This is a genomic window from Streptomyces sp. MK7 (assembly GCF_032658145.1).
GTDB lineage: Bacteria > Actinomycetota > Actinomycetes > Streptomycetales > Streptomycetaceae > Streptomyces > Streptomyces spiralis.
The window spans coordinates 37,298-59,337 of the sequence record NZ_JAVACL010000024.1; the positions used below are offsets into that span (position 1 = coordinate 37,298).

At 71.7% G+C, this 22,040-nt stretch carries 23 protein-coding genes and 1 tRNA gene; 11 read left to right on the forward strand and 13 right to left on the reverse strand.

What is annotated here, in order from left to right:
• Window positions 1-2: 2 nt before the first annotated feature.
• Entirely contained in the window at window positions 3-2,531 is a 2,529-nt protein-coding gene (locus R2S09_RS24420) for an ABC transporter permease (RefSeq protein ID WP_306185976.1), read from the reverse strand.
• A 53-nt stretch (window positions 2,532-2,584) separates the two neighbouring features.
• A complete protein-coding gene (locus R2S09_RS24425) occupies window positions 2,585-3,385 on the reverse strand; it encodes an ABC transporter ATP-binding protein (RefSeq protein WP_306185978.1) in 801 nt (266 codons plus the stop codon).
• Between the two features lie 485 nt (window positions 3,386-3,870).
• Here R2S09_RS24425 and R2S09_RS24430 point away from each other — a divergent pair.
• Window positions 3,871-3,953, forward strand: a tRNA-Leu gene (locus R2S09_RS24430).
• Window positions 3,954-4,051: 98 nt separating this feature from the next.
• On the opposite strand, the gene R2S09_RS24435 is transcribed toward R2S09_RS24430, so the two are convergent.
• Together R2S09_RS24435 and R2S09_RS24440 are read right to left on the reverse strand one after the other, a co-directional pair.
• On the reverse strand, window positions 4,052-4,312 hold the full coding sequence (locus R2S09_RS24435) for a hypothetical protein (protein WP_306185980.1): 261 nt from the start codon (window positions 4,310-4,312) through the stop codon (window positions 4,052-4,054).
• A gap of 163 nt (window positions 4,313-4,475) precedes the next feature.
• A complete protein-coding gene (locus R2S09_RS24440; RefSeq protein ID WP_316743252.1) occupies window positions 4,476-4,871 on the reverse strand; it encodes a helix-turn-helix transcriptional regulator in 396 nt (131 codons plus the stop codon).
• Between the two features lie 241 nt (window positions 4,872-5,112).
• Between R2S09_RS24440 and R2S09_RS24445 the strand changes: the two genes are divergently transcribed.
• The 6 genes from R2S09_RS24445 to R2S09_RS24470 all read left to right on the forward strand — a co-directional run bounded on the left by R2S09_RS24445 (window position 5,113) and on the right by R2S09_RS24470 (window position 11,095).
• The gene (locus R2S09_RS24445; RefSeq protein ID WP_030164090.1) at window positions 5,113-5,328 is read left to right on the forward strand and encodes a hypothetical protein; all 216 of its coding nucleotides are present in this window, start codon (window positions 5,113-5,115) and stop codon (window positions 5,326-5,328) included.
• 51 nt (window positions 5,329-5,379) lie between these two features.
• Complete coding sequence (locus tag R2S09_RS24450; RefSeq protein ID WP_306185985.1) at window positions 5,380-5,598, forward strand: hypothetical protein; 219 nt, start codon at window positions 5,380-5,382, stop codon at window positions 5,596-5,598.
• Between the two features lie 113 nt (window positions 5,599-5,711).
• Window positions 5,712-7,646, forward strand: a complete 1,935-nt coding sequence (locus R2S09_RS24455; protein ID WP_316743255.1) for a hypothetical protein — start codon at window positions 5,712-5,714, stop codon at window positions 7,644-7,646.
• Between the two features lie 292 nt (window positions 7,647-7,938).
• On the forward strand, window positions 7,939-8,559 hold the full coding sequence (locus R2S09_RS24460; RefSeq protein ID WP_306185989.1) for a hypothetical protein: 621 nt from the start codon (window positions 7,939-7,941) through the stop codon (window positions 8,557-8,559).
• 220 nt (window positions 8,560-8,779) lie between these two features.
• Complete coding sequence (locus R2S09_RS24465) at window positions 8,780-9,955, forward strand: 4-hydroxybenzoate 3-monooxygenase (RefSeq protein ID WP_306185991.1); 1,176 nt, start codon at window positions 8,780-8,782, stop codon at window positions 9,953-9,955.
• 213 nt (window positions 9,956-10,168) lie between these two features.
• Window positions 10,169-11,095: a Bax inhibitor-1/YccA family protein gene (locus tag R2S09_RS24470; protein ID WP_306185993.1), complete on the forward strand. Its 927-nt coding sequence runs from the start codon at window positions 10,169-10,171 to the stop codon at window positions 11,093-11,095.
• A 119-nt stretch (window positions 11,096-11,214) separates the two neighbouring features.
• Here R2S09_RS24470 and R2S09_RS24475 read toward each other — a convergent pair whose 3' ends face one another.
• Entirely contained in the window at window positions 11,215-11,442 is a 228-nt protein-coding gene (locus tag R2S09_RS24475; protein ID WP_030164109.1) for a DUF4287 domain-containing protein, read from the reverse strand.
• 101 nt (window positions 11,443-11,543) lie between these two features.
• Between R2S09_RS24475 and R2S09_RS24480 the strand changes: the two genes are divergently transcribed.
• Entirely contained in the window at window positions 11,544-11,855 is a 312-nt protein-coding gene (locus R2S09_RS24480; protein WP_189899577.1) for a hypothetical protein, read from the forward strand.
• A 93-nt stretch (window positions 11,856-11,948) separates the two neighbouring features.
• On the opposite strand, the gene R2S09_RS24485 is transcribed toward R2S09_RS24480, so the two are convergent.
• The 3 genes from R2S09_RS24485 to R2S09_RS24495 form a co-directional block, all read right to left on the reverse strand.
• On the reverse strand, window positions 11,949-12,779 hold the full coding sequence (locus tag R2S09_RS24485) for a hypothetical protein (RefSeq protein ID WP_316743261.1): 831 nt from the start codon (window positions 12,777-12,779) through the stop codon (window positions 11,949-11,951).
• Between the two features lie 313 nt (window positions 12,780-13,092).
• A complete protein-coding gene (locus tag R2S09_RS24490; protein ID WP_316743262.1) occupies window positions 13,093-14,313 on the reverse strand; it encodes an acetyl-CoA C-acetyltransferase in 1,221 nt (406 codons plus the stop codon).
• A gap of 141 nt (window positions 14,314-14,454) precedes the next feature.
• Window positions 14,455-15,480, reverse strand: coding sequence for an SGNH/GDSL hydrolase family protein (locus R2S09_RS24495; protein ID WP_306185999.1), 1,026 nt, complete (start codon window positions 15,478-15,480; stop codon window positions 14,455-14,457).
• A 157-nt stretch (window positions 15,481-15,637) separates the two neighbouring features.
• Here R2S09_RS24495 and R2S09_RS24500 point away from each other — a divergent pair, with 157 nt between their 5' ends.
• Window positions 15,638-17,026, forward strand: a complete 1,389-nt coding sequence (locus tag R2S09_RS24500) for a cystathionine beta-synthase (protein ID WP_306186001.1) — start codon at window positions 15,638-15,640, stop codon at window positions 17,024-17,026.
• Between the two features lie 306 nt (window positions 17,027-17,332).
• On the opposite strand, the gene R2S09_RS24505 is transcribed toward R2S09_RS24500, so the two are convergent.
• Window positions 17,333-17,761, reverse strand: coding sequence for a hypothetical protein (locus R2S09_RS24505; RefSeq protein ID WP_316743320.1), 429 nt, complete (start codon window positions 17,759-17,761; stop codon window positions 17,333-17,335).
• Window positions 17,762-18,070: 309 nt separating this feature from the next.
• Here R2S09_RS24505 and R2S09_RS24510 point away from each other — a divergent pair, with 309 nt between their 5' ends.
• Complete coding sequence (locus R2S09_RS24510; protein ID WP_306186003.1) at window positions 18,071-18,913, forward strand: MurR/RpiR family transcriptional regulator; 843 nt, start codon at window positions 18,071-18,073, stop codon at window positions 18,911-18,913.
• A 218-nt stretch (window positions 18,914-19,131) separates the two neighbouring features.
• On the forward strand, window positions 19,132-19,653 hold the full coding sequence (locus R2S09_RS24515) for a hypothetical protein (protein ID WP_306186108.1): 522 nt from the start codon (window positions 19,132-19,134) through the stop codon (window positions 19,651-19,653).
• Here the strand turns inward: R2S09_RS24515 and R2S09_RS24520 are convergent, their stop codons facing one another.
• Genes R2S09_RS24520 through R2S09_RS24535 form a run of 4 tightly spaced genes read right to left on the reverse strand, consistent with a single transcriptional unit; the run spans window position 19,654 to window position 21,894 of the window.
• Window positions 19,654-20,028, reverse strand: a complete 375-nt coding sequence (locus R2S09_RS24520; RefSeq protein WP_306186004.1) for a hypothetical protein — start codon at window positions 20,026-20,028, stop codon at window positions 19,654-19,656.
• An 18-nt stretch (window positions 20,029-20,046) separates the two neighbouring features.
• Entirely contained in the window at window positions 20,047-20,559 is a 513-nt protein-coding gene (locus R2S09_RS24525) for a roadblock/LC7 domain-containing protein (protein ID WP_316743265.1), read from the reverse strand.
• Between the two features lie 13 nt (window positions 20,560-20,572).
• The gene (locus tag R2S09_RS24530; RefSeq protein ID WP_316743266.1) at window positions 20,573-21,508 is read right to left on the reverse strand and encodes a hypothetical protein; all 936 of its coding nucleotides are present in this window, start codon (window positions 21,506-21,508) and stop codon (window positions 20,573-20,575) included.
• On the reverse strand, window positions 21,505-21,894 hold the full coding sequence (locus R2S09_RS24535; protein ID WP_306186010.1) for a hypothetical protein: 390 nt from the start codon (window positions 21,892-21,894) through the stop codon (window positions 21,505-21,507). The genes R2S09_RS24530 and R2S09_RS24535 overlap by 4 nt, the downstream gene beginning before the upstream one ends.
• Window positions 21,895-22,040: the final 146 nt, after the last annotated feature.

Here is a 22,040-nt window from a genome sequence, read left to right on the forward strand (position 1 = left end):
GGCTACTCCGACTTGATGGCCTGGAGCATGTTCAGCCGGGCCGCCCGCCGGGCCGGCCACAGCGCGGCCAGCACGCCGACCGTCGCCGCCAGCAGCAGGAAGACCGCCATCCGGGACCAGGGCAGCACCAGTTCGTACGTCGTCATCCTGGCGCCGAGCAGCTGACCGGCCGCCCAGCCGAAGAACACGCCCAGACCGATGCCGAGGACCCCGCCGAACAGGGAGATCACCAGGGACTCCAGGCGGACCATCCGCTTGATGCCCTTGCGGTCCAGGCCGATCGCGCGGAGCATGCCGATCTCCTGGGAGCGCTCGAACACCGACATCGCCAGGGTGTTGATGACGCCGAGGACCGCCACGATCACCGCCATGGCGAGCAGGCCGTAGAGCATGTTCAGCAGCAGCGTGAAACTGCGCGCGATGGTGTTGGAGATGTCCTTCTTGTCCTGGACCTTGATCGCCGGGTTGGAACCGAGCGCCTCGACCAGCCGGTCCTTGGTCGCGGCGGACGTGCCGTCGGCGGTCTTCACCATGACCTGCATGTCGGTCGGGTCCGACTGGTGCGGGGCGAGAGTGGCGTTGTCGAGCATGATCCCGCGGATCATCTCGTTGCCCTCGTAGATCCCGGCGACCGTCAGCTTCTGCTTCTTCCCGTCCTCGTAGGAGACCGTGAAGCCGGAACCGGCCGTCCAGTGGTGGTGCTCGGCGGTGTCCTTGTCGACCACGACCCGGGTGCCGCCGACCGAGAAGGAGCCGTCGTCGACCTTCAGATCGGTCAGCCTGCCGATCACGGCGCCGTTCACGCCGGTCAGGTACTCCGTCTCGCCGTCGATGCGGGAGGGAGCGTTGCGCAGCGGGCTGGTGGCGGTGACGCCCTCGGCGGCCCTCAGCTTCCGGTCGACGTCCGGGGACAGGCCGTTGCCGTTCGCCATCGACACCACGTAGTCGGCGCGGATCGAAGAGGACGCCATCCTGTCGATCGCCTGCTGGAGGCTGCCCGCCATCACCGTCATGCCGGTGATCAGCGTCAGCCCGATCATCAGCGCGGACGCGGTGGCCGCCGTACGGCGCGGGTTGCGCACCGAGTTCTGCCGGGCCAGCTTGCCGGAGACACCGAAGACGCGCAGCACCGGGTCGGCGGCCGCGATCAGCGGCCGGGACAGCAGCGGGGTCAGGACGAACACGCCGATGATCAGCAGCACCGCACCGAGGCCCATGGGGGCCTGACCGGTGTCGCCGTCCATCTTGGTGGCCGCCAGGATCACCGCGGTGCCGGCCGCCGAGAACAGGGCGCCGAGCGTGTTGCGCAGCACCAGCGACCTGGTGGTGGCCTGCGCGTGCACGCTGCTCATCGCCGCCACCGGCGGGATCTTCGCGGCGCGCCGGCCGGGCAGCCACGCGGCGAGCATGGTCACGAGGATGCCGACCGCGAGAGCGGTGGCGACGGTGCCGGGCGTGACGACCAGCGGCCCGTCCGGCACGGTGGCGCCCAGCGAACCCAGCAGGGACCGCAGCCCCGCGCCGATGCCGATGCCGGCGACCAGACCGGTCACGGCGGCCACCGCGCCCACCACGAACGCCTCGAGCAGCACCGACCGGGTGACCTGCCGGCGGGAGGCGCCGACCGCGCGCAGCAGCGCCAGTTCCCTGGTGCGCTGGGCGACCAGCATGGTGAAGGTGTTGGCGATGATGAACGTGCCGACGAACAGCGCGATCCCGGCGAAGACCAGCAGCCCCCGCTTCATGCTGCTCATGGACGAGGCGATCGCCCGCGCCTGGTCGTCGGCGAGCTGCCTGCCGGTGGTCGTCTCGGTCCTCCCCTTCGGCAGCGCCTCGTCCAGCTGCGCCTTCAGCGCCGTCTGGCTGGTGCCGGCCTTCGCCTTCACGTCGATCTCGTCGTACGTGCCCGGCTTGCCGAACAGCTTCTGCGCGGTGGCCGTGTCGAACAGGGCGAGGCTGCCGCCGGCGGCGACGTTGCCGTCGTCGGTGGTGAAGATGCCGCTGACGGTGGGGGTGAGGACGGGGCCGTCGACGGAGATCCGCACGGTGTCGCCGACCTTGTAGCCGGTCCGCCGGGCGGTCTCGGAGTCGATGATGACCTGGCCCTCGCCGTGCGGGGCGGTGCCGTCGGTGAGCGGGTAGCGGGGGTCCTCGCCGCCCCAGTAGTTCCCGCCCTCCGAGCGGAAGCCGCCGCCGATCAGCTTGCCGTCCTTGTCGGCGATCGCGGTGAAGCCGCGCACGACACCGAGGGCGGAGGCCGCCCCCGGCACGCGGGCGCTCTGCTCAAGCGTCGCCCGGGTCAGCTCGGGTGTCCTGCCGACCCGGTCGCCCTTGCTCTTCTGGTGCTTGGCCTCGACGGCCACGTCGACATGGTCGAAGCCCTTGGCGGCGCTGTTCTGGAAGGCGTCGGAGATGGTGTTGGTGAAGACCAGGGTCCCCGAGACGAAGGCGACGCCGAGCATCACGGCGAGCACGGTCATGAGGAGCCGGGCCTTGTGCGCGAGCACGTTGCGCAAGGCGGTGCGGAACATGGAGGTTGTCTCTGTCCAGGTGTACGAGGTGGGGAGGGGCTTGTCCGGGGAGGTCAGCTGGTGCGGCCCTTGGCGTCGAACTCGGGGGCCCGGGGGTTGCCCCCGGGAAGATTCCGCATGCGGTCCAGCACGCTGTCGGCCGTCGGCCCGTACACCTCGTCCACGATCCGGCCGTCGGCGAGGAACACCACCCGGTCCGCGTACGCCGCCGCCACCGGGTCGTGGGTCACCATCACCACCGTCTGGCCGAGCTCGCGCACGGAGTTGCGCAGGAAGCCGAGCACCTCGGCGCCCGAGCGCGAGTCGAGGTTTCCGGTGGGCTCGTCACCGAAGATGATGTCCGGCCGGGAGGCCAGCGCCCGTGCGACGGCGACGCGCTGCTGCTGACCGCCGGACAGCTGCGAGGGCCGGTGCCCCAGCCGGTCGGCGAGCCCGACCATGGCGATCACCGTGTCCAGCCACTGCTTGTCCGGCTTGCGGCCCGCGATGTCCATGGGGAGCGTGATGTTCTCCAGGGCCGTCAGCGTCGGCAGCAGGTTGAACGCCTGGAAGATGAAGCCGATCTTGTCCCGGCGCAACCGGGTGAGCTGCTTGTCCTTCAGGGAGCCCAGCTCGGTGTCGCCGATGCGCACGGACCCGGAGGAGAAGGTGTCCAGGCCCGCCACGCAGTGCATCAGCGTGGACTTGCCGGACCCGGAAGGGCCCATGATCGCGGTGAACTCGGCCTGCCGGAAGTCGACGGAGACCTGGTCGAGGGCGACCACCTGGGTCTCGCCCTGTCCGTAGATCTTCGACAGATCCGTGGCGCGCGCGGCCACGGCGGTGGTCCGGCCGGCGATGGAAGAGGTGGTCACGGGTGAACGCTCCTGACGGGACGACGGATGATCTCGGGGTTCTCGAGGCTTGGGGTTCTGCCAGGCCTTGGGGTGCTCCGAGGCCTTGGGGTGCTCAGGCTTCTGGGAGATGTGACCATCGTCGTCGCCGGACGGGCCCACCGAGTCAGCCGCTGCTCCGGTTCCGGGGGGCGACTCGGGTCGGACCGCACACGCCCGCGTCATACCTGGGGATGACCCCGGTCCCTGAGAGCTGTCAACGACACTCCCCCGGGAGGGGGACGTCGAGACCGGGCGGAGCGGCGTTGTCCAGACGGTGAAATTCCGTCATTCCGCGTGCGCGGGCGGACTCGGGCCATAAGGCTGTCGGGCAGGTGCCAACCGGCGGTCAGGAGTGCTGATGGGCCCTCAGACGTCAATAGAATAAGACAACATGGGTCCGTCGGACCGCTGTTCGGGGGACGCCTCCCGATAGGCTCGGAACCTCAGTGCGGAGCCCATGGCCTGCCCGGATGGTGGAATGCAGACACGGCGAGCTTAAACCTCGCTGCCCCTCGCGGGCGTACCGGTTCGAATCCGGTTCCGGGCACCTTCACGTCACGGCACCTCACCTGTCCGCGGGGCGGCGAGGTGCCGTTCCGCTGTCCGCGGAGCGGGGAGGTGACCTTCGGCCGTCGGTGTGGGTGGTCAGCCCTCGTAGACCGTCAGGACGGCGCCGTCGATCTCGATGCGGCGGCCCGCACGCATTCCGTTGCGGCGCAGGGTCCGCAGGCAGGTGTGGAACAGGACCAGCTCCTCCGCCTCCAATATGGCGGCGGCCAGGTCCAGGAGCTCGGCGAGGGCCTCGTCGGTGAGCACCTCGGGCAGTTCACCGGACAGCAGGACCATCGCGTCTCCGGCGGGATTCCGGACCACGGCCGTGGTCGGTCCGCCATGCACGAACAACACATGTCCCCCCTGGGAGCCCGGGGTCGTGCGGCTTTCGCGCCTCGGGCAGACGAGAGACTAGCGGCGGATCTCGATGGGTATCGGGTCGTCTGGATTCTTTTTCCGACTTGGCGGGAGAACGTCCGTTCGGTCGCAATGGATGGCCGGCCCGTGTTCCGGGCCGTCAGTCCTGCCGTGAGGCGCGGTCCAGCAGGGACTCCACCAGGGCCGCGACATGGCGGCGGTCGTCGGCCGACAGCTTCTGCACGCTGGCGATGAGCAGGTCGACCTCGGGGTCCGCGGGGCGGGGGGCCTCCCCGTCGGCGCCCGGGGCGGAGGGGCCGTAGACGTGGATGCCGCAGGCCTCCGCGGCGGCCCGGCGGACGGTGTCCAACGGAAGTTCCAGGCCCTTGGACAGTCCCTCCAGTGTGGCCGGCTGGGGCATGCGCACCACGCGGTCGGCGGTGGCCAGGTGGTGGACCGTGGAGCGGGGGACGCCGCCGCGGCGCGCGACATCGCCGTAGGACCAGCCCTTGCGGTCGAGGCGCTCACGGATCAACTGCTGCAGTGCGTTGGCCACCGGTGGTCACTTCCTGCTCGCCGCCTGGCAAAACCCGTGGGAACCCTCCACGTGGGGCTCGATTCTACGGGCGTCGGCGCACGTCGCCGAGAGGGGGATTCACGGAATGGGTTGCGCAAGTGCTTCACGAGGCCCTAGTGTCCAATCTCGTTGGACAGCTCGTCCGACCAAGTTGGACAGAGTCCGGGGGGAACCTGACTCTCTCCGACCGGACACGCCCATCCCTGAGGGGGAATTGACCATGATGGACGCCCACGAGCTCGAGGCCGAGTCCGCGGAGCTGCTGCCGGGCCGCGAGGCCCTCGGCCGGCTGAAGTTCAGCTTCACCAAGTCGGTGAACGTCACCAAGCACGTCGCCAACATCTCGGCCGCCAACCAGTCCGCCGCTCTGAACGACCACTCGTTCGGCTCCGTGGCCAGCTCCGGCGCCGGCCAGAGCATCAACGTCAGCCAGTAACACCTGCCCCACCACCCACCCAGACACTCAGAAATCGAAAGGACGTCCGTCATGAGCATGGACATGCACGAGCTGGACACCGAGTCGGCGGAGCTGCTGCCGGGCCGCGAGGCCCTCGGCCGGCTGAAGTTCAGCTTCACCAAGTCGGTGAACGTCACCAAGCACGTCGCCAACATCTCGGCCACCAACCAGTCCGCCGCGCTCAACGACCACTCCGCGTGGTCCGCCGCCGAGTCGCAGGCCGTCCAGAGCATCAACGTCACGCAGTAGCGGCACCACGGCAGCGCCCCGAGCGGCGCTGACGACGACGCCACCGGGGGCGGACCGCGCGGGGGGTACGACGCGGTCCGCCCCCGGAGGGATGACGTGGGGGGAGATCACATATGACGGTGCTCGGAGACGGGGCGCCGACACTGCACGACACGGGCCCGGTCCCCGGGCCCGGCGGCTGGCCGGTGACCTACGAGCAGGTGGCGACGGGCACCCTGCCGGTCGTCGAGCAGCAGCCGCCGCCGCTCGTCCCACGCCTGAGCGCGGGACTGCGGCTGCACGGCGAGTATCAGGGGTCGGGCTTCACCGAGCCCAAGTACATCGCCCGTCGGGGGGACGGGCAGGTCGTGCAGCTGTCACGGCTGCTGTATCTCGTCGCCTCGTCCGTCGACGGCGTCCGCGACACCGAGACCATCGCCCACCGCGTCAGCGCACGGTTCGGGCGCGAGGTCAGCGGCGAGAACATCCGCTACCTGGTCGAGAACAAACTCGAACCGCTCGGTGTGACGGTCCCCGACGGCCAGGAGAGCGAGGAGGTCGACGCACCGCGCTCCGACCTCCTGCTCGCCCTCAAGGGCCACCGGGTGATCTTCAACGAGCGCCGTACGGCGAAGATCGCCCGGATGTTCGCCTGGCTGCACCGGCCGGCCGTGGTGGCGCTGGTGCTCGCCTCGGCGGTCGTCATGGACGTCTGGCTGTTCGGCTTCTTCGGGGCGATCGAGCCGGTCCTGGAGGTCCTCGACCAGCCCGTCCTCATCCTCATCGTCTTCGCCCTCACCGTGGCCTCCCTCGTCTTCCACGAGTTCGGCCACGCCTCCGCATGCAGATACGGGGGTGCCCACCCCGGGTGCATCGGCTGCGGGCTCTTCCTCATCTGGCCGTCGATGTACACCGACGTCACCGACGTCTACCGGATCGGCCGCGCCGGACGGCTCCGCACCGACCTGGGCGGGGTGTACTTCAACGTCGTCTTCATGCTCGCCATGGCCGGGGCGTACTTCGCCACCGGGGCACAGTTCTTCCTGGCCGCCGTCTACCTCGGCCACTTCGAGATCCTGGAACAGCTGATGCCGGCCGTCCGCCTCGACGGCTACTACATCCTCGGCGACCTGGCCGGGGTGCCCGACCTGTACGGCAAGATCAAGCCGATCCTGCTGGGCCTGGTGCCGGGCAGGAAGGGCCGGGCCGCCCGCAAGGAGGTCGCCGGGCTGAAGAAGTCGGCGCGCACCATCGTCGCCACCTGGGTGCTGACGATGGTCCCGCTGATCGTCGGCGAACTCGGCTACGCCCTGTGGAACCTGCCGCGGATCATCACGACCATGGTCCGGTCGCTGACCGAGCAGATCATCGGCACCGGCTCGGCGTTCGTCGACGGGCGGATCGTCGAGGGCCTGGTCGGCCTCATCGGCTGCGTCATGCTGCTGTGCCCGATGGCCGGCGTCGTCTATCTCTCCGTGAAGCTCGGCGGGCGGCTCTTCCGCGCCGCGAAGCGGGCCACGGCGGGGCGGCCGGTGCTGCGGCTGGCGGTGTGCGCGCTGACGCTGGCCGGGCTCAGCGGGCTCGGCTATGCCTGGGTGTCCGGGATGACACCGCAGCCGCTGCCGAAGAAGCCGCCGATCGCGCCGATACTCCAGCCCGGGGTGTCCACGCAGGAGCCGCAGCCGCGGCAGGCCTCGACGCCGCAAGGGCCGACGTCGGACCAGCCGTCCGGCGGGGCCTCCGCGGTGCCGTCGGGGACGGCGGGGACGGCCTCCGCCGGCACGACGGGGCCCAGTGACGGGCCGTCGGCGTCGGCGTCGGGCAGTGCGGCCGCCTCCGCCGAGGCGTCGGGTGCGGCCTCCGTGGAGCCGAGTGCCACGCGCCGGGCGGTGCCCAGCGGCGAGGGCACGGTGGGGGAGCCGGCGCCGTCCGTGTCGGCCGGGGGATCGGTGCCGGAGGCTTCGCCCACGGCGTCCGAGAGCGTGTCGGCCGTGCCGAGCGAGAGCGCATCGGCGGTGCCGCCGCCGTCCGGCAGCGGGTCCTCCAGTCCTGTTGCCGCTTCGCCCTGACCGACGTGCCACCGTGCGGCGTAGCCGCGGGCATTCGTGCCTCCCCCAGTGCTCGACGCCGGGGAGGTGCCCCCAGGGCGGCACGGGTGGGCGGTGGGGGTGCCCCCGCGCGAGCGCGTTCGAGCGTGGGGGAGGCACCCCGCACGCGCGGGCAAGCGCACCCGCCCCGACGGCCACGCCACCGGGCCGCACTCCCTCACATGCAACGCCACTTTCTCAATTCACCGCAGGAGACCCCATGAGCAGTCATCGCAAGCCACGTTCCTCCAGTCGTCCCCTTACCCAGCGAGCCGTGCGGATAGGGCTGTTCGCCGCCGGGGTCGCCGGTGTGGCGACCGCCGTGCCGGCGCAGGCGGCGACCGCCGCGCCGCATGCCGCCGTCGCCTCCGACAACGTGTTCAGTCACGCCGACCGGGTGCACCACACCCAGGCCAGGGACTCGTTCACCGTGCGCCAGTTCGGCACGGTGAACGCCGCCGCCGTGCGCAACCAGGCCAACGCCGTCTCCGTCGGCTGCTCGGCCGACGACGCGTGCCGTTCCGTGGCGCTGTCCTTCCAGATCGTCACGTTCGCCGGCGAGCGCACGCACCTGAACGCGGTGAACCTCAGTGACGCCGCCAACAAGAGGTGCACGGGCTGTCAGACCCTCGCCGGCGCCTATCAGTTCGTCGTCTCCACGCCCACCCCGATCACCTTCGACGCCGCCACCCGGCGCAAGCTCGACGACATCCACCGCCGGCTCGACGAACTGTCCCGTTCCTCGCTCCCCGCCGCCGAGCTGAGGTCGCGGGTCGACGGCCTGGCGGCCGAGGTCGGCACCGTCCTGCACGACGCGGTCGCCGACGCCCCGAAGGGCGAGGCGCCGCCCGCCGTGACCCTGCACCGCCATCTGGACGGCTGGCCGGGCCACTGACCGCGCCGTAGTCGTCGCGGTCGTCCCCCTGGGCCGACCGCCGGATCCGCGACCGTGAACGCGGGTCCGGCGGCCGGCCGTCGCCGTGTGAGGACGGGAACCATTGACATCGGGTGGGTGCGGGCGGAGACTCAGGCAAGGCGAAATCGGTGAACAAAACTTCACCACGCGAACACCCCATGCGAACACGGCAACGACGCCCACCCGAAGGGAACGACCGATGCGCACCACCGTCGGCATCATCGGAGCCGGCCCGGCCGGCCTGCTCCTCGCCCGGCTGCTCCACAACGCCGGAATCGACTCGGTCGTCCTGGAGAGCCGTGACCGCTCCTACGTGGAGCAGCGACAGCGGGCCGGAATCCTGGAGCAGGGCACGGTCGACGTGCTGCGCGCGGCCGGTGCGGGGGAGCGGATGGACCGCAGGGGGCTGCGGCACGACGGGATCGAGCTGCGGTTCGAGCGTCGCCGGCACCGGGTGGACTTCCCCCGGCTGACCCGTGGGCGGTCCGTGATGGTCTACGCCCAGACGGAGGTCTGCAAGGACCTCATAGCCCTCCAGCTCAAGGAGGGCGGACCGCTGCTGTTCGAGGCGGAGGCGCTGGCCGTGGAGGGCGCGGAGAGCGACCACCCGGCCGTCCGGTTCCGTCACGGCGGGCGCGAGGACGTCCTGGAGTGCGACTACGTCGTCGGCTGCGACGGCTTCTGGGGAGTGTCGCGGAAGGCCGTCCCCGCCGGGCTCTCCCGCGTGTTCGAACGGACGTACCCCTTCGGCTGGCTCGGCGTCCTCGCCGACGTCGCCCCCTCCCACGACGAGCTGGTCTACGCCCGCCACGACCGCGGCTTCGCCCTGCTGTCCATGCGGTCCCCCTCCGTCTCCCGCCTCTACCTCCAAGTCCCCGCCGACACCGACGCGGAGACGTGGACCGACGACGAGATCTGGGACGAACTCGAGCGGCGGCTGGAGACGGACGACGACTGGGCGCTGCGGCGCGGACCGATCACCCAGAAGTCGGTCACCCCGATGCGTTCCTACGTCCACGAACCCATGCGTCACGGCCGGCTCTTCCTCGCCGGCGACGCCGCCCACATCGTGCCGCCCACCGGCGCCAAGGGCCTGAACCTCGCCGTCGGCGACGTCGCCACCTTCGCCCGCGCGCTGACGCACCAGCAGAGGACGGGCTCCGCCGAGCTGCTGGACGCCTACTCGGCGACCTGTCTGCGACGCGTCTGGCAGGCCGAGCGCTTCAGCTACGACATGACGACGATGCTGCACCGTCACCCGGACGCCACCCCGTTCGACGAGCGGCTGCAACTGGCCCGCCTGGACCGGATCGCCTCCTGCCGGGCGGCCGAGACCGACCTCGCCGAGGGCTACACCGGCTTCCCGATCGGCTGACGGAGTGCTCCTGGTCCCCCGGGATCTCCGGCTGATTCCGGCCATGTCGCAGGCTGGTCATGAATGGGCCCGGCCGTCGCCGGGAATCACCTGCCCGCGTAGCGTGTTCCGCAGCAGGACGAGGGAAAGATCCTCCCCAGGTATTAGGGTCGATCCTTTGCCGTTCCATTACTCTTGAGCCAAGGTCGCGTCGTGTGGCCATGGAGGAGTGAGATGAGGAGCAGAAACCCGGTCTTCTCGCGACGGGGATTCAGCCGCGACAACGGCTACGCGGGCTTCAACACCGCGCCGCAGGCCGGGGGCCCCGCTGTCGGCACGCAGGGCAACCCGTACGCGCAGGGCAATCCGTACGCCCAGCCGAGCGGCGGCCCCTACGCGCAGAATCCTTACGCTCAGAACCCCTACGCCCAGCAGGACCTGCAGTACGGCGCGCCGCCGCAGGCCCCGGCCACCACCGGCCGGATGACGATGGACGACGTCGTCGTGCGCACCGCGTCCACGCTCGGCACCCTGGTCGTCACGGCCGCGCTCGCCTGGGCGCTGCTGCCGGTCGACGAGGCGCAGATCAGCCGGTCGTACGGCATCGGCATCGGTGCCGCGCTGATCGGCATGGTGCTGGCCTTCGTGCAGTCCTTCAAGCGCAAGGCCTCGCCCGCGCTGATCCTGGCCTACGCCGCGTTCGAGGGCGTCTTCCTCGGCGTCGTCTCCAACATCGTCGACACCCACATCGCGAACGGCGCGGCCATGCAGGCCGTGATCGGCACGATGGCGACCTTCGCCGCCGTACTGGTCGCGTACAAGGCGGGCTGGATCCGCGTCAACCGGCGGTTCGCCGGCTTCGTGATGGCGGCCACGCTCGGCTTCCTGCTGCTGATGGTGGTGAATCTGCTGTTCGCCGCGATCGGCGGCGGCGACGGCCTCGGCTTCCGCAGCGGCGGGCTCGGCATCGTGTTCGGTGTCATCGGCGTCATCCTCGGCGCCTGCTTCCTCGCCCTGGACTTCAAGCAGGTCGAGGACGGCATCGCCTACGGCGCGCCGCGCGAGGAGGCCTGGCTCGCGGCCTTCGGCCTCACCGTGACGCTGGTGTGGATCTACATGGAGTTCCTGCGGCTCATCGCGATCCTCAACAGCAACGACTAGCGGTCATCCGCGTGACGAAGGGCCCCGGTTCCCACCGGGGCCCTTCGTCGTCTGCCGGTGCGCCGCGGCGCACCTAGGGGGTGTCTCGTTTGGATCATGCCGGATCCAAGCGAAAGACCCTAGAGCAGTTTGCGCGCGGCCCTCCTCAGGTCGTACTCGTGGATGATCGCCTTGGCGTGGCCGTACGCGAGGTTGTGCTCGTGGCGGAGCCAGCTGAGCCTCTCCTCGAAGCAGAGTGCCGGGCCTTCTTCGACGGTGCGCAACCAGTCGGCGACTTCACGACCGGTGCACTGGGGGATGCGGGCGAGCAGGTTGCGATGGGTCTCTTCGGAGAAGACTTGGGACATCGGCGCCTCCGGACGCGTTCGATGAAGCCGGTCCTTCACGTCACCGTGCCTGAGCGTTCGCGTATTGGCAACAGTCCTGGTACGACGCGTAGTCTCGCGGCGTGGTTGACACGACATCTCTGACCCGGGCAGTGGATCACTTCGCCGACCGACTGAGGGCTGCGCCGCAGAGCCGGCTGCAGCGGGCCGCGGCCGCCGAAGCGCTCGCGCTGGCAAGGGAGTTGGCCCGGCGGGCACAACTGCTGGAGGATCCCTCGGCGGAGCCGCGGGAGATGCCCGACGCCGGGATGTTCGCGGCCGCGGACCAGATCACCGTCGCCGGACACGACCTGGCGCTCGTACTCCAGAGCGAGGCCGAGGTCCAGGAGGCCGTCCGGCTGGTGGAGGAGGCCCAGAAACGCGCGGGTGTGTGACAGCGCGCGGGTGTGAGTCCGTGTGAGCCCCGGCCGCCGCGCACCGGCGGCCGGCGGTCCGGTCCGGCGCGGCGGTGCGCCGCGCGCCGGCTGCTACAGCGAGGCGATGACCCGGTCCGCCAGGATGTACACGTTCTCCTCGCCGCAGGAGAAGGTCAGGGTGTAGGCGCCGGAGATGCCCGAGCCGCCCAGCAGGACGGGGGACCGGCCCGCGCGCAGGGCCTCGGCCAGGCGCTCGGCGGTCTCGCGGTGGCCCGGGGTCATGCACAGGGTCGTGCCGTCGGCGAAGACGTAGACGTCGAGGGTGCCCAGCGGGCCCGGGCGGACGTCGGCCAGCTCCACGCGGGAGGTCGCCAGCTCCTCCAGCGTGGCGACCGTGCGCTCGTGGTCGCCCACGACCGGGGACGGGTGCGGGGTGAAGTCCGGGTGCGAGGGGTGGCGGCGGCGGGCCGCGGCCAGCTCGGCGGACTCGCCGGACGTACCGCCCTGGGCGGTGTCCCTGCTGGGGAGGCCGGAGAGCTCGTCGGCGTCCGCTCCGTTCTCGGCGACCGGCTCCAGATGGTCAAAACCCGCGAAGTCGGCCTGACGGGGCAGGAACAGCTCGCTGTCGGGCAGCCCCAGCAGGGAGGGTGCGTCGGCGGCGTCCCGCGCCTCCTGGGCGGCCCAGAAGGCCCGCGCCTCGGCCAGCTCCCGCTCCCGCTCCTCCGTCAGCGCCTCGACCACGGCGGCGCGTATCTGCTCGGCGTCCGCCTGGCCGCGGGCGGCCGGCAGCAGGGCCCGCGCTGTGGCGGCGTGGTTCTCGGCGAGCTGGTTCTGCAGAGCCGTGACCTGGCGGCGCAGCGCGAAGAGGGTGCGCAGGACGGCGACGCCCACGGCGCCGGTGGCAGCCGTGGTGAGCAGCAGGGCGATCGGCATGGCGCTCACTGACGTACTCCTGGGTTCAAGGTCGACCCCCGACTTCCTACATCAGCTTGAAGGGCGGACTATCCAGCTGTCAGTGCGTAACGTCACGAAACGGGCATGAATGCCGCTTGTGCGGCGCTCGAGCTGCCGTGCGCGACGCTGCTGACCTGCGAAGATCTCCTTCCTGAGGGAGATAGGTCACACTCTGGGGGAGATTGGATCACAAAACGGCCCGGAATCCGGGAGTTTCTTGGATTCCGGGCCGTTCGCTCACGCTGGGTGCTATGGCGGGCACTGACGGTCCCTCAAGCGGCCGTCCGGGACGGCCGGGTGATCAGCTCAGGCGCTCGATGACCATCGCCATGCCCTGGCCGCCGCCGACGCACATCGTCTCCAGGCCGAACTGCTTGTCGTGCCACTGGAGGGAGTTGAGCAGCGTGCCGGTGATGCGCGCGCCGGTCATGCCGAAGGGGTGGCCGACCGCGATGGCGCCGCCGTTGACGTTCAGCTTGTCGATGTCGATGCCGAGGTCGCGGTAGGAGGGGATCACCTGGGCGGCGAACGCCTCGTTGATCTCCACCAGGTCGATGTCGTCGATGGTCAGCCCGGCCCGCTTGAGGGCCTGCTTGCTCGCCTCGACCGGGCCGAGGCCCATGATCTCCGGGGAGAGGCCGGAGACGCCGGTGGAGACGATCCGGGCGAGCGGGGTCAGGCCCAGCTCGCGGGCCTTGGTGTCGGACATGATGACGACCGCGGCGGCGCCGTCGTTGAGCGGGCAGCAGTTGCCGGCGGTGACCAGGCCGTCGGGGCGGAAGACGGGCTTGAGGCCCTGGACACCCTCCAGGGTGACGCCCGCGCGCGGGCCGTCGTCCTTGCTGACGACCGTGCCGTCCGGGAGGGTCACCGGGGTGATCTCCCGCTCCCAGAAGCCGTTCTTGATGGCCTCCTCGGCCAGGTTCTGCGAGCGGACGCCGAACTCGTCCATCTCCTGGCGGGTGACGCCCTTCCAGCGGGCCAGGTTCTCGGCCGTCTGGCCCATCGCGATGTAGGCGTCGGGGACGAGGCCGTCCTCGCGCGGGTCGTGCCAGGTGGTGCCCTCCTGCTCGGCGACGGCCGCCGTGCGGGCCTCGGCCTCGGCGAAGAACGGGTTGTGCGTGTCCGGCAGGCTGTCGGAGTTGCCCTTGGCGAAGCGGGAGACCGTCTCGACGCCGGCCGAGATGAAGACGTCGCCCTCGCCGGCCTTGATGGCGTGCAGGGCCATGCGGGACGTCTGCAGAGAGGAGGAGCAGTAGCGGGTGATCGTGCAGCCGGGCAGGTGGTCCATGCCCATCTGCACGGCGACGATCCGGCCGAGGTTGTTGCCCTGCTCGCCGCCGGGCAGGCCGCAGCCGAGCATCAGGTCGTCGATGTCCCTCGGGTCCAGCTCGGGGATCTTCGCCAGTGCCGCCTGGATGATCGTGGCGGTCAGGTCGTCCGGGCGCAGGTCCTTGAGGGAGCCCTTGAAAGCGCGGCCGATGGGGGAGCGGGCGGTCGAGACGATGACGGCTTCGGGCATCACGGCTCCAGTGGCATGCGAGGTATGAGGGGGGCGGGGCTCTCTGGGAAGTTACCCGTACGTATGGCCCGGGTCACGGGAACGGCGGTGTGATCCTCGCCGCAACTTTCTAAGCGCTTGCTTTCTCCCTGGGCCGTGAGATCAGGTCGGGGCCTGCACCGGCGCGGGGTCCGGCTCCGTGACCCGGCGCCGCCGGCGCCGCTTGAGCAGGGCCCACGGCCCCCGCGGCCCCGTCGGCATCGCGGCGGTGACCTCCGTACCCGCCTCCGACGCGGCCTCCGCCGCCGCCCGGGCCACCGGCAGGAACCCCTCGCGCCGCGACACGTCCGGCCGCTCCTCCTCCGCCGGCCACAGCCCCAGCACCGCGCACACCGTCGGCAGCACCGCCATCGCCGCCGTGGCGTACCCCTCGGCCGAGGGGTGGTAGTTGTCCGGGCCGAACAGCTCCCGGGGATTCGCCTCGAACTCCGGGCCCAGCAGATCGCCCAGCGACACGGTGCGGCCCCCCTGCTCCACCACCCCGATCGTCTGCGCCGCCGCCAGCTGCCGGGAGGCCCGGCGGGCCAGCCAGCGCAGCGGCTGCTGCACCGGCTCGATCGTGCCCAGGTCGGGGCAGGTACCGACCACCACCTCGGCGCCGGCGGTGCGCAGCCGCCGTACCGCCGCCGACAGATGACGTACCGACTGGGTCGGGGGCATCCGGTGGGTGACGTCGTTCGCGCCGATCATGATCACGCAGACGTCGGGGACCTGCGCCGGGTCGGCCGTCACCAGGCCCACCTGCCGGTCCAGGTCGTCGGACCGGGCGCCGGGCACCGCGACGTTGCGCAGCAGCACCGGCTGCTCGGCCACCGCCGCCAGGCCCGATGCCAGCAGCGCGCCCGGCGTCTGCCCGGAGCGGTGGACTCCCTGCCCCGCGGCCGTGGAGTCGCCGAGCATGGTCAGCCTCAGCGGGGGGTCGCCCGGAGCGTCGTAGACATGGCCGTAGAGCCCGTCCGCGACCGGTACGTGGTTGTCCGTGCCGTTGCCCACATGGCGCTTGGCCAGCTGCACCTCGGCCAGCAGCAGCCCCATGGCCGCCGCGCCGACCAGGCCGAGCCCGCCGCCGCCGTACGCGGCGCCGGCCGCGATCCGCCGGGCCACCCTCGCCCTCGACATGCTCGTCATGCCTGCCGCCACCTCCCGCAGAGCCGTACATCCACTCCTTGCCCCGTACCGACCGTCATCCAATCGCGACGAAGAGTGAACGACCGCCCCGTGCCCACCCCTGGCCTTAGGCTGGCGGCACCACCACGACCACTTTGTGCAGCAACCGGAGACAACGGTGCGATTCCACGACTCGATGATCAGCCTCGTCGGCAACACCCCGCTGGTGAGGCTCAACAGCGTCACCAAGGGCATCAGGGCGACCGTCCTGGCCAAGGTCGAGTACTTCAACCCGGGCGGTTCCGTGAAGGACCGCATCGCCCTGCGGATGATCGAGGCGGCCGAGCAGAGCGGGGAGCTGAAGCCGGGCGGCACGATCGTCGAGCCGACCAGCGGGAACACCGGCGTCGGCCTGGCCATCGTGGCCCAGCAGAAGGGCTACAGGTGCATCTTCGTCTGCCCGGACAAGGTCTCCACCGACAAGATCAACGTGCTGCGCGCGTACGGGGCGGAAGTCGTGGTGTGCCCGACGGCCGTGGCGCCGGAGCACCCGGACTCCTACTACAACGTCTCCGACCGGCTGGTCCGTGAGACCCCGGGCGCCTGGAAGCCCGACCAGTACTCCAACCCCAACAACCCGCTCTCCCACTACCACTCCACCGGCCCCGAGCTGTGGGAGCAGACCGAGGGGAGGATCACCCACTTCGTGGCGGGCGTCGGTACCGGCGGCACCATCTCCGGCACCGGCCGCTATCTGAAGGACGTCAGCGACGGCAAGGTCCAGGTCGTCGGCGCCGACCCCGAGGGCTCGGTCTACTCCGGCGGCTCCGGGCGGCCGTACCTCGTCGAGGGCGTCGGCGAGGACTTCTGGCCCACCGCCTACGACCGCACCGTCGCCGACGAGATCGTCGCCGTCTCCGACAAGGACTCCTTCCAGATGACCCGCCGCCTGGCCAAGGAGGAGGGCCTGCTGGTCGGCGGCTCCTGCGGCATGGCGGTCGTCGCGGCCCTGCGCGTCGCCGAGCGCCTCGGCCCGGACGACGTGGTGGTCGTCCTGCTGCCGGACAGCGGACGCGGATACCTCAGCAAGATCTTCAACGACGAGTGGATGGCCGACTACGGCTTCCTGGAGGACGAGGGGCCGAGCGCCCGCGTCGGCGACGTGCTGCGCGACAAGGAGGGCGGCATCCCCTCCCTCGTCCACATGCACCCGGACGAGACCGTCGGCCAGGCCATCGAGGTGCTGCGCGAGTACGGCGTCTCGCAGATGCCGATCGTGAAGCCGGGCGCCGGACACCCCGACGTCATGGCCGCCGAGGTGGTGGGCTCCGTCGTCGAGCGGGAACTGCTGGACGCCCTGTTCACCAAGCGCGCCTCGCTGGAGGACCCGCTGGAGAAGCACATGTGCGCTCCGCTGCCGCAGGTCGGCTCCGGCGAGCCGGTCGCCGACCTCATGTCGGTGCTCGGCGCGGCGGACGCGGCGATCGTGCTGGAGGAGGGCAAGCCCACCGGCGTGGTCAGCCGTCAGGACCTGCTGGCCTTCCTGGCCAAGGCCGGAAAGCAGTGACGGAGAACGGGCGGTGACCCGCGGCTGAGAGGGAGTCGTGAAAGTGGTACGAGCGTGTCACATGCACGCAGTACCCGCTTAACACGGGTCAGGCAGATTATGGGTGTCGGCGGGAGGGAGCGGCTCCCCTCCAGGCCGGCGTCGTACGGCGTCCCGGACCTCCGGAGCGGCTCCCGGGCCTCCTTGGACGCCATGGACGCGCAAGCCCGGTCCTGGCCCGGCCCGCGTCCCCCGCGGGGACCGCCGTCGTCCCGCCCCTCAGTGATGGGGGTGCGGCGGTCCCCGCGCACATCCGTGTCCGTTGTGTCAGTCCTCCCAGCGGTCGTCCTGGGCGGGCCCGGTGCGGCGGCTGCCGAAGAGGCCGGGGTTGGTGCGGGCGGCCTGGACGACGTTGACGCCGACGATGCCGGCCCAGGCGGCGATGAGACCGGGCAGGTGGGCGACGCCGCCGCCGATAGCGGACAGCGGCACGGCCAGCACCAGCGAGACGATGCCGAAGCCGAAGCGCTCGCCCCAGGAGTCGGTGGCCTTCGGCGAACGGGCGTCGCGGGCCACCGTCATCTGCTGCTCGGCGAGCTGCCGGCGGACGCGGCGCTCGACGGCGCCGTCGATGCGCTGGTCCACCTTCTCCAGGAACGAGTCGACCAGCGCGGACTCGTAGTCCTCGCCCAGTTCCCTGCGGGCCTGCAGGGTGGCGTTGAGTTCCTTCTTCAGGTCGGTGTCACGCGCGTCCATTCCGCTCATGCCGACCAGGCTAGGGAGCCGGGTCGCCGCCCGCACTGGGGCTAGCCCCCGGCTTCCGCGGGGGAAGGCCGCCCGCCGCCGGCGGCGCCTGCGGTGCGGCTGCGGTGCGGCGCGCGCCGGCGGCGGTGGCTGCGTCCACGAGTAGCACACCGCCGGTCGCGACACATGCGCGATCCGCCGCGCTTGGCCGATCCCTTGCCCGGCCTGTATGACCTCATGCAGAGTTCTTGGTATCTGAATAGGAACTGGTCGGGGAGTACTCTCCCGGGTCGTCGACGACTTCTGGAGGGGGAGCATGTCATGAGCGGGACCGACAGCCCTGCCGCACGGCTGCAGGCGCTCTTCGAGGGGCACCGGCTCACGCCGACCCAGCGGCGCATCGCGCACAGCATGGTCCGGCGGGCCGCCGACGTGCCGTTCCTGTCGAGCGTCGAGCTGGCCGAGCTGGCCGGGGTCAGCCAGCCGTCGGTGACGCGGTTCGCGGTCGCCCTGGGCTTCGACGGCTACCCGGCGCTGCGCCGGCACCTGCGCGAGGTCGCGCCGGCCGAACCGGCCGCCGAGCCGGCGTCGTACAACGAGTACCAGCAGGCCGTCGAGGCCGAGATCGAGAACCTGCGGCACCTGGCGGAGGCGCTGGCCGATCCGGGGCCGGTGCGGCAGGCGGGCCGGATCCTCGCCGCCTCGCGTCCGCTGCCGGTCCTGGGCCTGCGGGCGGCGGCCTCCCAGGCCTACGGCTTCGCCTACTTCGCCGGCAAGGTCCACCCGGACGTACGGCTGCTCGACGAGGGCGGCACGATGATCCAGGACCGTGTCGACGGCTCCGTACGGGCGGGCGCGTCGGCGCTGCTGTGCTTCGCGCTGCCGCGGCATCCGCGCGAGGTGGTCGACACCCTCGCCTACGCCAAGGACGCGGGGCTGACCGTCGTCACGGTCGCGGACTCGGCCTTCGCGCCGGTCGCGAAGTACTCCGACCTGCTGCTGCCGGCGGCGGTCGGCACCGGGCTCGCCTTCGACACCGCGTGCGCGCCGATGCTGCTCGGGCGGGTGCTCCTGGAGGCCATCTGCGACGACCTGCCGGACGCGCAGGCGCGGCTGGAGGAGTTCGACTCACGGGCGGCGGCGCGCGGGCTGTTCGTGGACTGAACCGGCGGCGCACCTGGCGGCCGCCCGCGGCCCGTCGTTCCCGGAGCCGCGACCCCTTGCTCTCAGATTCGTCTCACGAAGGCCCGCTAGCCTGCCCGCCCGAACGAAGGTGTGCCGGGGCGCGAAGGAGGCAGCAGGTGGCACGCGGAGGGCGCGAGGGTCGCGGAGGACAGGGACTGGCCCGTGTGGCCGTCGTCGTACGGGCCGGGGCGGCACCGATGTGGTGGCTCGGTGTGGTCGCGGCGGGGGCCGGGCTGGCGTGGCCGGGACTGACCGGGCGCCGGATCGGCGTGTCGGCGGGCGCCGCGCTGTTCCTGGTGAGCGCTGCTGTCGTCGCCTGCGCCCGGCGCCGCCGCTACACCGCCCTCGCCCGCGCCGCGAGCCGCGCCGGACGGCACGACGTGCTCCAGGACCGGGCGGTCAGTGTCCGCGCCTGGCGGCGGGGACACCGCTGGTGGCTGCTGCTGGCGTTCGTGGCCGCGCTGGGCAGCTCGTTCGCCGTGCCGGCGGCCGGCGGGATGCTGCTGGCCGGTGCCGGGACCGGGCTGCGGCTGAAGGCCGCCTGGCTCGGGCGGCGCGAGCGGGCCGACGACGTGCTGCTGTGGGTGCGGGTGGACCGGCTCGGCAGGTACGGCGGGCGTCCCACGGGCCCGGCGGTCAAGGGCTACCGCAGCACCGGCATCGCGGCGGGCGACGCGGCCCCGGGCGGGGCGCGCCGCCGCACCGCGGCGCTCGTCTGATCAGACCTCCAGGTCCTCCTCGATCTTCTTCAGCTGGTGGCGGGCCATGGCCAGGTTGGCCCGCTTGCCGTCCAGCACGAGGTAGAAGAAGAGGCCGTTGCCGCCGCGGCCGCCGACCAGGCGGATCAGGTGGTACTGGTCGTTGAGGGTGATCAGGATGTCCTCGATCTGCCCCTTGAGGCCGAGGTGCTCCATGGTGCGCATCTTGGCCCGTACGACATCGGTGTTGCCGGCGGCGGCCACGTTCAGGTCGAAGGTCTTGCTGCCGCCCATCGTGCCCAGCGCCATGCCGCTGGTGTAGTCGACGAGGGCGACTCCGGTCGCGCCCTCGATGGAGGCGAGGGCTTCCTTCAGGCAGGTCTCGGTGTTGGCCATGGCCGGTCTCCTTGTTCGCTAACTTTCGGTGGTGGTAGGCGTGTTGGCGCCGGTGGCGCGTGGCACACGCGTGGTTCTGGTCCGTGGGGCGGTACTGCCGGCGGCCGGGGCCGGCTTCGTGGCCCTCGCGGGCGTCACCCGTCCGAGGCCCCGGGCCGCCGCCTCGGCGTCGACCAGTTCCCCGATGCGGGCTCCGGCCCTGCGGCCCTCCAGGTGGAGGCGGCCGACGTTGACGCGGTCCTGGGCGAGCAGCGTCAGGACGGCGGTGCGGCCCGCCGCATAGGTGGCGACATAGCCGTGGACGCCGCGCATCAGCAGTTCGCGCAGCTCGCCCCGGCCGGTCACGTCCGCCATGCGTACGGCGACGCCGAGCGCGGTCGCGGTCAGCGCCGCCACGCCCTCCGGTTCCACGCCCGGGGTGTCGTGGGCCAGGACGAGGCCGTCGGTGCTCGCGGCGAGGGCGCCGGTGAGCTGGGGGACGCGGGCTCTCAGCCGGCGCAGCTCGTCCAGGATCTCGGGCTCGGCCGCCATCCGGTGTCTCCTTTCAAAGGGCCTCCAGCGCATCCCTGAGCCTCTTCAGCAGCGTGATGTGGGGGTCGGTGGTGCACGCGATCCGCTCGGTGACGCCAGGCGGCGGCCCGGCGCCCGACACCGCCGGTCCGGTGCCCGCCGCTGCCCGTCCGGTGCCCGACACCGCCGGTCGCTCGTCGGTCGGTGGCGGTCCGTCGTCCGGCGCCGCCGGCCCGGTGGCGGCCTCCGGCGGGCGCGGAGCCACGAGGCCGGCGGACGCCAGGCGCCGTACGTCCGCCAGGGTGTGGAACGCCTGCCGGCCCAGCTCCCGGGCCAGTTCGGCGGCCGTGCGGGTGCCGTCGATCCGTTGCAGCAGGGCCCGCTGGCGGGCGGTGAGCTTCGGCGCCGCGGTGGTGCGCGTCCGCGCCAGTGGGGCGCTGTCCGCCCGTGGGTCGGGCCAGATGCGGCGCAGCAGATCGCGGCGGCGCAGGGTCTCGCGCTCCAGGGCGGCGACCGGGACCGGCAGGACGGGGCCGAGCCGGTGGGTGACGCCGTAGCGGAAACGGCCCGGGGTGCTGCTCGGGGCGAGCGCGAAGTAGGCGGCGTCGTAGAGGGCGCCCAGATGGCACAGTTGCAGCGCGCCCTCGGTCAGCCGGCCACCGGCCAACAGCAGGTGTGCGGCGCCGCTGCGCTCGTCGGCCCGGGAGACGGCGTCCCGCCAGGCCTCGGCCGTGAGCGTGCCGTGCGCGGTGAGGAGGGTTTCCAGGTCCGGGGCCAGCGGGCTTTCGGCGTGCACCACGCGGCCCTCGTTGAGATAGAGCGTGCCGCGCTCGCGGACGAGGACGCCGCTGGCCCGCTCGGCGGCGAGCCGGGTCAGCATCGGCGACAGGCCGCCCCAGGCCCGCTCGGCGGCGGCCGCCCGGTCGCGCACCGGCAGCCGGGGCGGGGGAGTGGTGTCGACCACGGTCATCCCAGCACCAGCCGCTCGGCCATCTCGCCCAGGCGTATCCGGGCCAGCGCGAGGTTGCCCTCCGCACGGGTCAGCCACAGGTGCAGGAACACACTGCTGTCGAAGGTCGTCTCCACGAACCGCAGCAGGTGGTAGCTGTCCCGGTTGCTGACGATCAGGTCCTCGACCGGAGGGCGCTCGCCGTCGGGGTCTTCGGCGGCGAACGCCCCGTGCTCCGCGGCCAGCCGGGCCAGCTCGGCGGCCTCGGCCGCCGCGGTCTCGTGGTCGCCGCCCGGTGCCTCCCCGACGGTGCCCAGGGCCAGCCCGCTCGTCCAGTCGACCAGCGCGGCGCCCCGCGCGCCGGGCAGCCGCATGGCCTCCAGTAGGCACTCGTCGATTCCGGGCACCGTCGCTCCCCTCCCACCTGGTGTGTCGGCCGAGTGAGGACGACGCTACGCAGGGTGTGCGAAGCTGGTCGGGGTTACGGCATTTTCCAGAGGAACATGCGACCGAGGGGCTAATGTAGGTCAACTGACCCCGGTTTCCGCCTTGT